Below are 15,195 nucleotides of genomic sequence, written 5' to 3' on the forward strand. Positions count from 1 at the left end.
ATGACGGATCAGCGCTATTTGTTTTTCTTATACAACCCGTTTCCCCACAATAGCCAGCATCTTTTCTCGACATTCATGGAGAGCGGGCCATGTGGCAAAGCTATCTCAACGGTATGCTGGTGGCCTTCGGCCTGATCATGGCCATCGGCGCCCAGAACGCCTTCGTCCTCGCCCAGAGCCTGCGCCGCGAGCATCACCTGCCGGTGGCGGCGCTGTGCATCCTGTGTGATGCCATCCTGGTGGCGGCCGGGGTATTCGGCCTGGCCACCGTGCTGGCGCACAACCCGACCTTGCTGGCGGTCGCCCGCTGGGGTGGCGCGGTATTCCTGATCTGGTACGGCGCCAAGGCATTGCGCAGCGCCTGTTCCAGGCAGAGCCTGCAGCACCAGCAAGGCCAGGGCGCACGGTCACGCCGCGCAGTGCTGCTCAGCGCCCTGGCGGTGACCCTGCTGAACCCGCACGTGTACCTCGACACGGTGTTGCTGATCGGCTCGCTGGGGGCCCAGCAGACCGCGCCGGGGGCCTATGTGGCCGGGGCTGCCAGCGCCTCGCTGGTGTGGTTCTCGACCCTGGCGATCGGCGCGGCCTGGCTGGCGCCATGGCTGGCACGGCCAGCGACCTGGCGCATGCTGGACCTGATGGTCGCGGTCATGATGTTCGCGGTGGCGGCGCAGCTGGTCTTCAACTGACCACAGGGTTTCATCACCTCTCCTAAACGGGCCGCGCTGCGGCCCTAGGCTCTGTACGAAAAGTCTTGAGACGCAGGTCAGGCAAGGCGAAAACAGCCGAGGAAGCGGAGTGTACTGGAGTACATGAGCATTCCGAGGCTGTGTTCAACGCAGCATGAACAAGTATCAAGGCTTTTCGTACAGAGCCTAGGGCGACGCAAGGCCGCTTCTACAGAGGCATTGGCACATTCGCCTGCCTGGAAACGACCACCACTGATCGCCACCCGCCAACCGCTCTGGAACCTCTATTCCCTATCTTTGTTGCGTGGTTATGCGCCGGGCCCGGTGCTATGATCCAGCCCTTGCGTCGCAAAGAGTACAATCTCGCTGACGCTGATCGGGCCGCCCGTGATCGGCCTTGCGCAAACCGCAAACAGACCTGAATCAGGAGATCCACCATGGCTTTTGAATTGCCGCCGCTGCCGTACGCCCACGATGCCCTGCAGCCGCACATCTCCAAGGAAACCCTGGAGTATCACCACGACAAGCACCACAACACCTATGTCGTGAACCTGAACAACCTGGTCCCAGGCACCGAATTCGAAGGCAAGACCCTGGAAGAGATCGTCAAGAGCTCTTCGGGCGGCATCTTCAACAACGCCGCTCAAGTCTGGAACCACACCTTCTACTGGAACTGCCTGTCGCCAAACGGCGGTGGCCAGCCGACCGGTGCCCTGGCTGACGCCATCAACGCCGCTTTCGGTTCCTTCGACAAGTTCAAGGAAGAGTTCACCAAGACTTCGGTTGGCACCTTCGGTTCCGGCTGGGGCTGGCTGGTGAAGAAGGCTGACGGTTCCCTGGCCCTGGCCAGCACCATCGGCGCCGGCTGCCCGCTGACCAGCGGCGACACCCCGCTGCTGACCTGCGACGTCTGGGAACACGCCTACTACATCGACTACCGCAACCTGCGTCCGAAGTACGTCGAGGCGTTCTGGAACCTGGTCAACTGGGCCTTCGTTGCCGAACAGTTCGAAGGCAAGACCTTCAAGGCCTGAACCATCCTGCCTTGAACCAGAAGCCCGCCCCGTGCGGTGATGCTGCCACTTCTGCATCGCCACCCACCCCGGGGCTTCTGCACAGAATCCGGTGCCAGTCCTCTGGCACCGGATTTTTTCAGGGCGTTTGCGCGGGGTCAGCGCGCCGGGCTTTCATGCCAGGTACCGGTCAAGCCAGCCAAGGCTATCCATAGTCGCACCCGCAGGCCGGTATTCACACCCGACCCACCCCGCATAGCCGCGCTGTTCGAGCATCGCCAACAACCCGGCAATGCCCATCTGCCCCGTCCCCGGCTGGTGCCGCCCCGGGCAGTCGGCTATCTGCACATGCACCGTCCGCGCAAAGAACCGTGCCAGCACATCGGCTGCATTTGCGCTCTGCGAAACTGCGCGAAAGCCAGCGACAGCGGCGCTTCGATACGCTGCAGAAAAAGCACTTCGTTGAACTGGAAGCCAAGGTGCGCATTGAATTTGAGCGTGTGTACATATCCATCCTGGAAAAACGTTCGCCGATTCAAAAGCTGAGTCACGCCACCTGCAAAACGCTTGCTCAGCCCGCATACCACGCTAACATCAAACCTTTGGAAGATTGATACAGCGCATTCAAGTTGCGGGGTCAGGCAACCGATACACTGCTCATGATCGGCCGGTAGTGTATCGTCATCGATGATGGCAAAATGATGCCATGCGCATGGATTAAGGAAACCCCATTGAAGCTGGAATTGCGGAACAGCTTGTCGGTCAAGTTGCTCAGGGTCGTGTTGCTGTCGGCGCTGGCGGTCGGCGTCGTGCTCAGCTGTGCGCAAATCATCTATGACACCTACAAGACCCGCCAGGCCGTAAACAACGATGCCCAGCGCATCCTCGACATGTTCCGCGACCCTTCGACCCAGGCGGTGTACAGCCTCGACCGCGAAATGGGCATGCAGGTTATGGAAGGCCTGTTCCAGGATGAATCGGTGCGCATGGCCTCCATCGGCCACCCCAACGAAACCATGCTGGCCGAGAAGTCCCGTCCGCTGCAGGACATGGCCATGCGCTGGCTGACCGACCTGATCCTCGGCCAGGAACGCACCTATACCACGCAACTGGTCGGCCGCGGCCCCTTCAGCGAATACTACGGCGACCTCAGCATCACCCTCGACACCTCGGCCTACGGCAAGGATTTCCTGATCAACGCGGTGATCATCTTCATTTCCGGCGTGCTGCGGGCCCTGGCCATGGGCCTGGTGCTGTATCTGGTCTACCACTGGCTGCTGACCAAGCCACTGTCGAAGATCATCGAGCATCTCACCCAGATCAACCCCGACCGCCCCAGCCAGCACCAGTTGCCGCTGCTCAAGGGCCATGAAAAGAATGAACTGGGCCTGTGGGTGAATACCGCCAACCAGTTGCTGGCCTCGATCGAGCGCAACACCCACTTGCGCCACGAGGCGGAAAACAGCCTGCAACGCATGGCCCAGTACGATTTCCTCACTGGCTTGCCCAACCGCCAGCAGTTGCAGCAGCAATTGGACAAGATCCTCGTCGACGGCGGCCGTCTGCAACACCGCGTGGCCGTGCTGTGCGTGGGCCTGGACGACTTCAAGGGTATCAACGAGCAGTTCAGCTACCAGGTCGGCGACCAGCTGCTGCTGGCCCTGGCCGACCGCCTGCGCGCCCACAGTGGCCGCCTGGGCGCCCTGGCACGGCTGGGCGGCGACCAGTTCGCCCTGGTCCAGGCCAATATCGAGCAGCCCTACGAGGCGGCCGAACTGGCGCAAAGCATCCTCGACGACCTGGAAGTGCCGTTCGACCTCGACCACCATCAGCAGATCCGTCTGCGCGCCACCATCGGCATCACCCTGTTCCCCGAAGATGGCGACAGCACCGAAAAGCTGCTGCAGAAAGCCGAACAGACCATGACCCTGGCCAAGGCCCGTTCGCGTAACCGCTACCAGTTCTACATCGCCAGCGTCGACAGCGAGATGCGCCGTCGCCGCGAGCTGGAAAAGGACCTGCGCGAAGCCCTGCCGCGCAACCAGCTGTACCTGGTGTACCAACCACAGATCAGCTACCGCGACCACCGCGTGGTCGGTGTCGAGGCGCTGCTGCGCTGGCAGCACCCGGAGCTGGGCATGGTGCCACCCGACCAGTTCATTCCCCTGGCCGAACAGAATGGCAGCATCATCGGCATCGGCGAATGGGTGCTCGACCAGGCCTGCCGGCAATTGCGCGAATGGCATGACATGGGCTTCAGCGACCTGCGCATGGCGGTCAACCTGTCCACCGTGCAACTGCACCACAACGAACTGCCGCGGGTGGTCAACAACCTGCTGCAGGCCTACCGCCTGCCCCCGCGCAGCCTGGAACTGGAGGTGACCGAAACCGGCCTGATGGAAGACATCAGCACCGCCGCCCAGCACCTGCTGAGCCTGCGCCGCTCCGGGGCGCTGATCGCCATCGACGACTTCGGCACCGGCTACTCGTCGCTCAGCTACCTGAAATCGCTGCCGCTGGACAAGATCAAGATCGACAAGAGTTTCGTCCAGGACCTGCTGGACGACGATGACGACGCCACCATCGTTCGCGCCATCATCCAGCTGGGCAAAAGCCTGGGCATGCAGGTGATTGCCGAAGGCGTGGAAACCGCCGAGCAGGAAAGCTATATCGTTGCCCAGGGCTGTCACGAAGGCCAGGGCTACCACTACAGCAAACCGCTGTCGGCCCGTGAGCTGACCAACTTCCTCAGACAGGCGCAGCGCAACCAGGTCTCGATGTCCTGAAGTCCACCCGGGCGACTGCAGGCGGTGAGCGACATTCGCGCAATTTACATTCCCGCCCCTTTACAGCAAATGCAAATCTTTCGCATGATGTTGTAGTTTCGCGTGCCACGGCGCACGGTCTCCCCCTTGGTCCAACCACACGACGCAGGAAACCAACAATGATTCGAATGCCTCTGGCCTCCGCCAGTCTGCTGGCCATCGCCATCGCTCTCGCCGGTTGCGGTGAAGGCAAGGACGACAAGGCCGCCGCGCCGCAAGCCCTGGAACCGGCTGCCGCCAGCACCACCGCTGCAGCGCCCGGGGCCGTCGACGAAGCCGCCGGCAAAGCCGTAGTCAAGCATTACGCCGAGTTGGTGTATGCCGTGTACAGCGACTCCCTGAGCACCGCCAAGACCCTGCAGAGCGCTGTCGACGCGTTCCTGGCCAAGCCCAACGACGAAACCCTGAAGGCCGCCCGGGAAGCCTGGGTCGCCTCGCGCGTACCGTACCTGCAGAGCGAAGCCTTCCGCTTCGGCAACACCATCATCGACGACTGGGAAGGCCAGGTGAACGCCTGGCCGTTGGACGAAGGCCTGATCGACTACGTCGACAAGAGCTACGAGCACGCCTTGGGCAACCCGGCGGCCAACGCCAACATCATCGCCAACACCGAGATCCAGGTAGGCGAAGAGAAGATCGACGTCAAGCAGATCACCCCCGAGAAGCTGGCCAGCCTGAATGAGCTGGGCGGTTCCGAAGCCAACGTCGCTACCGGCTACCACGCCATCGAGTTCCTGCTCTGGGGCCAGGACCTGAACGGCACCGGTCCGGGTGCGGGCAACCGTCCGGCCTCGGACTACCTGGAAGGCAAGGGCGCCACTGGCGGCCACAACGACCGTCGCCGGGCCTACCTGAAAGCGGTTACCGACCTGCTGGTCAAGGACCTCGAGGAAATGGTCGGCAACTGGGCGCCGAACGTCGCCGACAACTACCGCGCCAAGCTGGAAGCCGAGCCGGTCAACGACGGCCTGCGCAAGATGCTGTTCGGCATGGGTAGCCTGTCGCTGGGCGAACTGGCCGGCGAGCGCATGAAGGTTTCGCTGGAAGCCAACTCGCCGGAAGACGAGCACGACTGCTTCAGCGACAACACCCATTACTCGCACTTCTACGACGCCAAGGGCATCCGTAACGTGTACCTGGGCGAGTACACCCGCCCGGACGGCAGCAAGGTGACCGGCCCAAGCCTGTCGTCGCTGGTGGCCAAGGTCGACCCGGCCACCGACGCCACCCTCAAGGCCGACCTGGAAGCCACCGAAGCCAAGATCCAGGTCATCGTCGATCACGCCCTGAAGGGCGAACACTACGACCAACTGATCGCCGCCGACAACGCTGCCGGCAACCAGATCGTGCGTGACGCCATCGCCGCGCTGGTCAAGCAGACTGGCGCGATCGAACAGGCCGCCGGCAAGCTGGGCATTGCCAACCTGAACCCGGATACCGCAGACCACGAGTTCTGATCCGCTAACGGCGCTTCACCCAGACGCCCGGCCTTGTGCCGGGCGTTTTCGTTTGCCCGGCAGGGACAACGCTTCCCGCTGGCAGCTGGTCGGCCGGGTGCTCATGCTGGTGACCTTCCTTTGAATGTCACGCAGGAGGCACCGTGCTGCAGATTCTCGATGTGTGGGGTGAAGGCCGCATCGTGCAACGCATGAATGGGTACGACCTGGTTACCGGCTTCAACAACGCCTACAACCTGAACAAGGCGGGCCAACGCGTTTCCAACGGCCCTGCCACGGGCGAGCATATTCCCAACCTGATCATCGTCTACGAATACGACGCCCCCGATTTCCCGCTCGATTCCTACCAGGTTCCCCATGTCACCCTGATGGGTGCGCCGATCACGCAGCACGTCGCCGAAGAGATGTGCCGGGTGGTTGCACGCCCCGGCAAGATCTACCTGTACGACCCCAACGAAGCCGACCGCCGCAGGTTCGAGTCAGTCGCCTTCGCCGAGGGCCTGCAACTGCTGGGGCGCTTTGACCCCGCCAAGCTCGAGCCCCCCTTCAACGAAATCACCTTGCTCGCGGCCTATGTCTATCGCGCCCCGAGCGGCCCGTTGCCACGACCGGACACCCACCAAGAGAAGGAAATGCCCCATGGCTAGCGTGACCTACCTGCGCTCCATCGCCAACAACACCCCCTACACCCTGACTCTGATCGACGGTGAAAACCGCAGCCATAGCCTGGCAATCGGCGCCCAGGACGTCTGGAATGGCTCGCTGGCAATCCCCTGGATCGGCAAAGCGGAAGAAAACTACAAAGCCATGCGGCTGATCCTTGGCCCGGCTGCCAAGACCAGCATCTGGATCTTCCAGGATTACTGGGAACCCGCGCACAAGGATGCGATCAAGTTCCTCAGCGCCTCGTCGATGGATTACACCAGCCTGGATATCGAAGAGGTGGCGGGCGACAACCGTTATGGTGGCAACAAGAACCTGATCGTCAGCCTGGTCAACCGGCAATTCGAGCTGTACATGGCCTGAGCTGTTTTCTTGCAGCGACGATTTCATCAAGCAAACGCAAATTGCTCTTATTCAAAGATCCTGGGCCTGCTAAGCTTGCACGCCGGTTTTTCGCTCACGCCCAGGATCCTCGATGTCCTCGTCGCTGTTTCGACTCTCTCCCCTGCTACTGGCCTTTGCCCTCGCTGCCTGTGACGACGCCCCGCGCTTCACCCAGGCCGAGCCCGGCGAAGCGTTGTCGGCTGGCCAGGCGACCGTGCAGCGCAGTGACCGCAACGCTTATTCCCTGCCCTCGGCCAACCTCTCGCCCGAGCGGCGCCTGGACTTTGCCGTGGGCAACAGCTTCTTCCGCAACCCGTGGGTCATCGCCCCGTCCACCACCACTGCACGTGACGGCCTGGGCCCGCTGTTCAACACCAATGCCTGCCAGAACTGCCACGTGCGCGACGGCCGCGGCCACCCGCCAGAGCCGGGCGACAGCAACGCAGTGTCGATGCTGGTGCGCCTGTCGATCCCCGACCAGCCGTACCTGGCCAAGGTGGTCGAGCGCCTCGGCGTGGTGCCGGAGCCGGTCTATGGCACCCAGTTGCAGGACATGGCCATTCCCGGTGTAACCCCGGAAGGCAAGGTCCGGGTCAGCTATACCCAGGAAACGCTGGCGTTCAAGGATGGCTACCAGGTCGAACTGCGCAAGCCGGCCCTGCAGATCACCCAGCTTGGCTATGGCGTGATGCACCCCGACACGCGCTTTTCGGCACGCGTGGCACCGCCGATGATCGGCCTTGGCCTGCTCGAAGCCATCCCCGAAGCCGACCTGTTGGCCAACGAAGACCCGGACGACCGCAACCACGACGGTATCCGCGGGCGCGCCAACCGGGTATGGGACGACGCCCTGGGCAAGACCGTGGTCGGCCGCTTCGGCTGGAAGGCCGGGCAGCCCAACGTCAACCAGCAGAACGTGCATGCCTTTGCCGGCGACATGGGCCTGACCACCACGCTGCACCCCAACGACGATTGCACCCCGGCCCAGGCCACCTGCCTGGCCGCACCCAACGGCGATGGCGCCGGCGGCGAGAAGGAAGTCAGCGACAACATTCTGCGCCTGGTCACCTTCTACACCCGCAACCTGGCCGTGCCGGCGCGCCGCGATGTGGGCTCGCCAGAGGTATTGGCAGGCAAGAACCTGTTCTACCAGGCCGGCTGCCAGGGCTGCCACACACCGCAGTTCACCACTGCCGCCAATGCCGCCGAGCCGGAGCTGGCCAACCAGCTGATTCGCCCCTACAGCGACCTGCTGCTGCATGACATGGGCCCGGGCCTGGCCGACGAACGTACCGAATTCGCCGCCAACGGCCAGGACTGGCGTACCCCGCCATTGTGGGGTATCGGCCTGAGCGAAACGGTCAGTGGCCACAGCCAGTTCCTGCATGACGGCCGCGCTCGCAACCTGCTCGAAGCCGTGCTCTGGCACGGTGGCGAGGCCGAGGCTGCGCGCAATTTCGTCCTCACTTTCGATGCCGGGCAGCGTGCCGCGCTGCTGGCGTTCCTGAATTCACTTTGAAAAGCGCAAAGGAGCCGGGCATGTTCCGACCCAAACTGTTGTTCACCAGCCTCGCCGCACTCGCCCTCGGCGCCTGCTCGCCGCAGGACCCGCAAGCCGTGACCTCCGCTGCCATCGCCAAGCAGGTGATCCTGCCTACCTACAGCCGCTGGGTCGAAGCCGACCGCATGCTGGCCGCCAGCGCCCTGGCCTACTGCGAAGGCAAGGAAACCCTGGACAAGGCCCGTGCCGACTTCCTCAACGCGCAAAAGGCCTGGGCCGAGCTGCAACCGCTGCTGGTCGGCCCGCTGGCCGAAGGCAACCGCGCCTGGCAAGTACAGTTCTGGCCGGACAAGAAGAACCTGGTCGGTCGCCAGGTCGAGCAACTGGTCAACGCCGACACACCGGTCGATGCCGCAGCGCTGGGCAAGGCCAGCGTCGTGGTGCGTGGCCTCTCGGCCTACGAGTACATCCTGTTCGACAGCAAGCCGGACATCGCCACGGCCGAGCAGAAGGCCCGCTACTGCCCGCTGTTGGTAGCCATCGGTGAGCACCAGAAGGCGCTGGCCGAAGACATCCTCAAGAGCTGGAACAGCACCGACGGCATGCTGTCGCAGATGACCAAGTTCCCCAACCAGCGCTACGCCGACTCCCATGAGGCGATTGCCGACCTGCTGCGTGCCCAGGTGACCGCGCTGGACAGCCTGAAGAAGAAGCTCGGCGCGCCGATGGGCCGCCAGAGCAAGGGCATCCCGCAGCCGCTGCAGGCCGAAGCGTGGCGCAGCCACAACTCGCTGAACAGCCTGCAGGCCAGCCTCAAGGCCGCCGAAGCGGTGTGGGTCGGGGTCGACAACCAAGGCCTGCGTGGCCTGCTGCCCAGCGACCAGAAAGCCCTGGCAGACAAGATCGACGATGCCTACGCGACCGCGCTCAAACTGCTGGCCGACAACCACAAGACCCTGGGTGAACTGCTGGCCGACGACGCCGGCCAGCAAACCCTCAACCAGATCTACGACAGCCTCAACGTCGTCCACCGCCTGCACGAAGGCGACCTGGCCAAGGCGTTGAACATCCAGCTGGGCTTCAATGCCAACGACGGTGACTGATCATGCTGCGACGCCAGGCGCTCAAACTCGGTAGCGTATTGCTCAGCGCCCTCACCCTGGGCGGCTGGAGCCTGTTCCGCAACAAAGGCAGCGAACCGCTGCTGCTGTCGGCGCGTGACGACGGCGACGGCAAGCACTATGCGGTCGGTTTCCGCCTGGACGGCACCCAGGTGTTCAGCACCCAGGTCGCCCAGCGTTGCCATGCCATCATCCACCACCCGCAGTTGCCGATCGCCCTGTTCGTCGCGCGCCGCCCGGGTACCGAAAGCTACCTGGTCGACCTGCGCGACGGGCGCCTGTTGCAAACCGTACACTCGCAGCCAAACCGGCATTTCTACGGCCATGCAGTGGTGCACAAGAGTGGTGAATGGCTGTACGCCACCGAGAACGACACCACCGACCCGGGGCGTGGCGTGCTCGGCGTGTACCGCTTCGAAGGCGAACGCCTGGTGCACAGCGGCGAGCTGCCGACCCACGGCATCGGTCCGCACGAGCTGGCCTGGCTGCCGGACGGCGAGACCCTGGTGGTGGCCAACGGCGGTATCCGCACCGAAGCCGAAAGCCGGGTGGAGATGAACCTCGACGCCATGGCGCCGAGCCTGGTGCTGATGCAGCGCGACGGCACCCTGCTGAGCAAGGAAACCTTGGCCCAGCAGATGAACAGCGTGCGCCACCTGGCGGTGGGCAGCGACGGCACCATCGCCGCCTGCCAGCAATTCATGGGGCCTGCCGATGAAACCGCCGAGCTGCTGGCGATCAAGCGTCCGGGCGAGCCGTTCAAGGCCTTCCCGGTGGCGGAGCGGCAGTTGCAGGCCATGGCCCAGTACACCGCCAGTGTCGCCATCCACAGCGAGTTGCGGCTGGTCGCACTGACCGCGCCACGGGCCAACCGCCTGTTCGTCTGGGACCTGGACAGCGGTGCGGTGCGGCTGGACGCACCGATGCCCGATTGCGCCGGGGTTGGCGCGGTACAGGACGGTTTCGTGGTCACCTCCGGGCAGGGCCGTTGCCGCTTCTATGATTGCCGCAAGGCCGAACTGGTCGGGCAACCGCTGAACCTGCCGTCCGGTTTCTGGGACAACCACCTGCATCTGGTGTGATTTTGCTGCTGCCTGCACCGGCCTCTTCGCGGGCACGCCCGCTCCCACAGGGGCCGCGCAATCAGCGGGTTACGCGGTCCCTGTGGGAGCGGGCGTGCCCGCGAAGAGGCCGACACAGGCATCGCACTCCCCTTCCTGCAGAAAACAGTCGATAATCCCCCCATCCACACGTGGGCAGGAACGCCCGTTGTCGTGTCCAAACGAATAACAACTGCATCCAAGGAAACGGACTATGCTGCGCCGCCGCATGCTCATCATGTTGGCCGTGGTTCTGCTGATCGTGTTGGCCCTGGGGGGCTACAAAGCCTTCTCGATCTACCAGCAGATCCAGATGTTCACTGCCCCACGGCCCCCCATCACCGTGGCAGCCGCCTTGGCCGAACAGCGCCCATGGCAAGAGCGCCTGCCCGCCGTTGGCAGCCTCAAGGCGCTCCAGGGTGTGGAGCTGAGCCTGGAAGTGGAAGGCATCGTCAAGGCCCTGCACTTCGACTCTGGCCAGCAGGTCAAGGCCGGGCAACTGTTGCTGCAGCTCAATGACGACCAGGAAACCGCCCTGCTCGGTACCGCCCAGGCCGACCTGGGCCTGGCCAAGGTCGATTTCGGTCGCGGCAGCCAGCTGGTCGGTGACGCGGCCATCTCCCGCGGTGAGTTCGACCGCCTCACCGCGCAGTACCGGCGCAACCAGGCACTGGTCGAGCAACTCAAGGCATCGAAGAGCAAGAAGAGCATCAACGCCCCGTTCAGCGGCACCATCGGCATCCGCCAGGTGGATGTCGGCGACTACCTGGCTGCCGGCACGGTGATCGCCACCCTGCAGGACCTGTCCAGCCTCTACGTCGACTTCAATGTACCGGAGCAGGCCCTGCCGCGCCTGAGCGTGGGCCAGCAGGTGCTGGTGCAAGTGGCCGCGTACCCGGGCCAGACCTTCCCTGCCAGCCTGAGCGCGATCAACCCCAAGGTCGATGAAGCCACGCGCAACTTGCTGGTGCGCGCGACCATGGCCAACCCGGACGGCAAGTTGCTGCCGGGCATGTTCGCCAGCCTGTTGATCCTGCTGCCCAACCCACAACCACGCGTGGTAGTGCCGGAGAGCGCCATCACCTACACGCTGTATGGCAATTCGGTGTATGTCGCCACGCCGAAAAAGGACAAGGACGGCAAGCCGGTTAACGACGACAAGGGCCAGCCGCAGCTTACCGCCGAGCAACGCACGGTACAGACCGGCGAGCGCCGTGACGGTCTGGTGGTGGTCAGCAAGGGCCTGCAGGCGGGGGAACAGGTGGTCACCGCCGGGCAACTGAAACTGACCCCGGGGGCCGCGATCCGCATCGGCGAGGACAAAGCCCTCAAGCCCGAAGCGGGCGCGCCGGGCAAGGACTGACAGGAGGCTGGCATGGCATTCACCGACCCGTTCATCCGCCGCCCGGTGCTGGCCAGCGTGGTCAGCCTGCTGATCCTGCTGCTGGGCTTCCAGGCCTGGAACAAGCTGCAGATCCGCCAGTACCCGCAAATGGAGAACGCCCTGATCACGGTCACCACCGCCTATCCCGGTGCCAATGCCGAAACCATCCAGGGCTATATCACCCAGCCGCTGCAGCAAAGCCTGGCCAGCGCCGAAGGCATCGACTACATGACTTCGGTGAGCCGGCAGAATTTCTCGGTCATCTCCATCTACGCGCGCATCGGCGCCGACAGCGACCGGTTGTTCACCGAACTGCTGGCCAAGGCCAACGAGGTGCGCAACAAGCTGCCCCAGGATGCGGAGGATCCAGTCCTGAGCAAGGAAGCCGCCGATGCTTCGGCGCTGATGTACATCAGCTTCTACAGCAAGGAAATGAGCAACCCGCAGATTACCGACTACCTGTCGCGGGTCATCCAGCCCAAGCTGGCCACATTGCCGGGCATGGCCGAGGCGGAAATCCTCGGCAACCAGGTATTCGCCATGCGCATCTGGCTCGACCCGGTGAAACTGGCAGGCTACGGCCTGTCGGCCAGCGACGTGACCACTGCCGTGCGCCGCTACAACTTCCTTTCCGCCGCCGGCGAGGTCAAGGGCGAATATGTCGTCACCAGCATCAACGCCAGCACCGAGCTGAAGTCGGCCGAGGCCTTCGCGGCCCTGCCGGTCAAGACCAACGGTGACAGCCGGGTACTGCTGGGCGATGTGGCGCGGGTCGAGATGGGCGCGGAAAACTACGACACGGTCAGCTCGTTCGACGGCACCCCGTCGGTGTACATCGGCATCAAGGCCACCCCGGCGGCCAACCCGCTGGACGTGATCAAGGAAGTACGGCGCATCATGCCCGAGCTGGAAAGCCAGCTGCCCTCGGCGCTGAAGGTATCGATCGCCTACGACGCCACGCTGTTCATCCAGGCCTCCATCGACGAAGTGATCAAGACCCTCGGCGAAGCGGTGCTGATCGTCATCGTGGTGGTGTTCCTGTTCCTCGGCGCCCTGCGTTCGGTGCTGATCCCGGTGGTGACCATTCCGCTGTCGATGATCGGCGTGCTGTTTTTCATGCAGATGATGGGCTACTCGCTCAACCTGCTGACCCTGCTGGCCATGGTGTTGGCCATCGGCCTGGTGGTGGATGATGCCATTGTCGTGGTAGAGAACATCCACCGGCACATGGAAGAGGGCAAGTCGCCGTTCGATGCCGCCCTGGAGGGTGCCCGCGAAATCGCCATGCCGGTGGTGTCGATGACCATCACCCTGGCGGCGGTCTATGCCCCCATCGGCTTCCTCACCGGCCTCACCGGCGCGCTGTTCAAGGAGTTCGCCCTGACCCTGGCCGGGGCGGTGATCATCTCCGGCATCGTTGCCCTCACCCTGTCGCCGATGATGTGCGCCCTGCTGCTGCGCCAGGAGCACAACCCCAGCGGCCTGGCGCACCGCCTCGACTTGCTGTTCGAGCGCCTCAAGGTGCGCTATCAGCGCCTGCTGCACGCTACCCTCGACAGCCGGCCGGTCGTGCTGGTGTTTGCCGTGATCATCCTGTGCCTGATCCCGGTGTTGCTGAAGTTCACCCAGAACGAACTGGCGCCCAACGAGGACCAGGGGGTGATCTTCATGATGAGCAGCTCGCCGCAAACCGCCAACCTGGATTACCTGAACGCCTATACCGACACGTTCACCCCGCTGTTCAAGATCTTCCCCGAGTACTACTCGTCGTTCCAGATCAACGGTTTCAATGGCGTGCAGACCGGTATCGGTGGCTTCCTGCTGAAACCGTGGAACGAGCGCGAGCGCACGCAAATGGAATTGCTGCCGCTGGTGCAAGCCAAGCTCGAGGAAATCGGCGGCCTGCAGATCTTCGGCTTCAACCTGCCATCGTTGCCCGGCACTGGCGAAGGCCTGCCGTTCCAGTTCGTGATCAACAGCGCCGGTGACTACCCTGCCCTGCTGGAAGTCGCCCAGCGCATCAAGGCCCGCGCCCAGGAGTCCGGCAAGTTCGCCTTCCTCGACATCGACCTGGCGTTCGACAAACCCGAGGTGGTGGTGGATATCGACCGCGCCAAGGCGGCGCAGATGGGGGTGTCGATGGACACCCTGGGCGGTACCCTGGCGACCTTGCTGGGCGAGGGGGAAATCAACCGCTTCACCCTCGAAGGCCGCAGCTACAAGGTGATTGCCCAGGTCGAACGGCCCTACCGCGACAACCCCGGCTGGCTGAACAACTACTACGTGAAGAACGACCAGGGCCAGCTGCTGCCGTTGTCGACGCTGATCACCCTCAGCGACCGCGCCCGCCCTCGCCAGCTCAACCAGTTCCAGCAATTGAACTCGGCGATCATCCAGGGTGTGCCGATGGTCAGCCTCGGTGAGGCGCTGCAGACCGTACAGGGCATCGCCCGCGAGGAGGCCCCGGAGGGCTTCGCCTTCGACTATGCCGGAGTGGCGCGCCAGTACGTGCAGGAAGGCAGTGCGTTGTGGGTGACCTTCGGTTTGGCACTGGCGATCATCTTCCTGGTGCTGGCGGCGCAGTTCGAAAGCTTCCGCGACCCGCTGGTGATCCTGGTGACGGTACCGTTGTCGATCTGCGGCGCGTTGCTGCCGCTGTTCCTCGGCGTATCGAGCATGAACATCTACACCCAGGTCGGGCTGGTGACGTTGATCGGCCTGATCAGCAAGCATGGCATCCTGATCGTCGAGTTCGCCAACCAGTTGCGTGAGGAACTGGGCCTGAGCGTACGTGAGGCGAGCGAGGAAGCTGCGGCCATTCGCCTGCGGCCGGTGCTGATGACCACGGCGGCGATGGTATTTGGCATGGTGCCGCTGATCCTGGCCACCGGGGCCGGGGCGGTCAGCCGTTTTGACATCGGTACGGTGATTGCCACCGGCATGTCGATCGGCACGCTGTTCACCCTGTTCGTGTTGCCTTGCATCTACACCTTGTTGGCGCACAAGGACGTTGCCAGGGAAACAGCGGTGGCCTGAACCGGCCGCTGCAAAATGCCAG

The 15,195-nt window shown here is 63.7% G+C and carries 12 protein-coding genes and 1 pseudogene; 12 read left to right on the forward strand and 1 reads right to left on the reverse strand.

Going from position 1 to position 15,195, the window contains the following annotated elements:
- Positions 1 to 89 precede the first annotated feature (89 nt).
- A complete protein-coding gene (locus HG549_RS20830; protein WP_170032329.1) occupies positions 90 to 689 on the forward strand; it encodes a LysE/ArgO family amino acid transporter in 600 nt (199 codons plus the stop codon).
- 437 nt (positions 690 to 1,126) lie between these two features.
- Positions 1,127 to 1,723, forward strand: a complete 597-nt coding sequence (locus tag HG549_RS20835) for a superoxide dismutase (protein WP_003255187.1) — start codon at positions 1,127 to 1,129, stop codon at positions 1,721 to 1,723.
- A 153-nt stretch (positions 1,724 to 1,876) separates the two neighbouring features.
- Here the strand turns inward: HG549_RS20835 and HG549_RS26095 are convergent.
- Positions 1,877 to 2,095, reverse strand: a pseudogene (locus tag HG549_RS26095) (TIM barrel protein); the annotation flags it as partial.
- On the opposite strand from HG549_RS26095, the gene HG549_RS20840 reads away from it, so the two are divergent.
- The 10 genes from HG549_RS20840 to HG549_RS20885 all read left to right on the forward strand — a co-directional run bounded on the left by HG549_RS20840 (position 2,074) and on the right by HG549_RS20885 (position 15,173).
- A complete protein-coding gene (locus HG549_RS20840; protein ID WP_170032332.1) occupies positions 2,074 to 2,316 on the forward strand; it encodes a hypothetical protein in 243 nt (80 codons plus the stop codon). The pseudogene HG549_RS26095 and the gene HG549_RS20840 overlap by 22 nt on opposite strands.
- Positions 2,317 to 2,433: 117 nt before the next feature.
- Positions 2,434 to 4,488 carry a bifunctional diguanylate cyclase/phosphodiesterase gene (locus tag HG549_RS20845; RefSeq protein WP_170032335.1) on the forward strand — a complete coding sequence of 685 codons (2,055 nt, stop codon included), beginning with the start codon at positions 2,434 to 2,436 and terminating at the stop codon, positions 4,486 to 4,488.
- A gap of 158 nt (positions 4,489 to 4,646) precedes the next feature.
- On the forward strand, positions 4,647 to 5,984 hold the full coding sequence (locus tag HG549_RS20850) for an imelysin family protein (RefSeq protein ID WP_170032338.1): 1,338 nt from the start codon (positions 4,647 to 4,649) through the stop codon (positions 5,982 to 5,984).
- A 143-nt stretch (positions 5,985 to 6,127) separates the two neighbouring features.
- Positions 6,128 to 6,631, forward strand: a complete 504-nt coding sequence (locus HG549_RS20855; RefSeq protein ID WP_170032341.1) for a hypothetical protein — start codon at positions 6,128 to 6,130, stop codon at positions 6,629 to 6,631.
- A complete protein-coding gene (locus tag HG549_RS20860) occupies positions 6,624 to 7,010 on the forward strand; it encodes a hypothetical protein (protein ID WP_170032344.1) in 387 nt (128 codons plus the stop codon). The genes HG549_RS20855 and HG549_RS20860 overlap by 8 nt, the downstream gene beginning before the upstream one ends.
- 112 nt (positions 7,011 to 7,122) lie before the next feature.
- The gene (locus HG549_RS20865) at positions 7,123 to 8,550 is read left to right on the forward strand and encodes a di-heme oxidoredictase family protein (protein WP_170032347.1); all 1,428 of its coding nucleotides are present in this window, start codon (positions 7,123 to 7,125) and stop codon (positions 8,548 to 8,550) included.
- A 20-nt stretch (positions 8,551 to 8,570) separates the two neighbouring features.
- The gene (locus HG549_RS20870; protein ID WP_170032350.1) at positions 8,571 to 9,635 is read left to right on the forward strand and encodes an imelysin family protein; all 1,065 of its coding nucleotides are present in this window, start codon (positions 8,571 to 8,573) and stop codon (positions 9,633 to 9,635) included.
- 2 nt (positions 9,636 to 9,637) lie between these two features.
- Positions 9,638 to 10,735, forward strand: coding sequence for a DUF1513 domain-containing protein (locus HG549_RS20875; protein ID WP_170032352.1), 1,098 nt, complete (start codon positions 9,638 to 9,640; stop codon positions 10,733 to 10,735).
- A 232-nt stretch (positions 10,736 to 10,967) separates the two neighbouring features.
- Entirely contained in the window at positions 10,968 to 12,116 is a 1,149-nt protein-coding gene (locus HG549_RS20880) for an efflux RND transporter periplasmic adaptor subunit (protein ID WP_170032355.1), read from the forward strand.
- Between the two features lie 12 nt (positions 12,117 to 12,128).
- Positions 12,129 to 15,173, forward strand: coding sequence for a multidrug efflux RND transporter permease subunit (locus tag HG549_RS20885; RefSeq protein WP_170032359.1), 3,045 nt, complete (start codon positions 12,129 to 12,131; stop codon positions 15,171 to 15,173).
- The last annotated feature ends 22 nt before the right edge of the window (positions 15,174 to 15,195 follow it).

The organism is Pseudomonas sp. SK (genome assembly GCF_012975065.1).
GTDB lineage: Bacteria > Pseudomonadota > Gammaproteobacteria > Pseudomonadales > Pseudomonadaceae > Aquipseudomonas > Aquipseudomonas anuradhapurensis.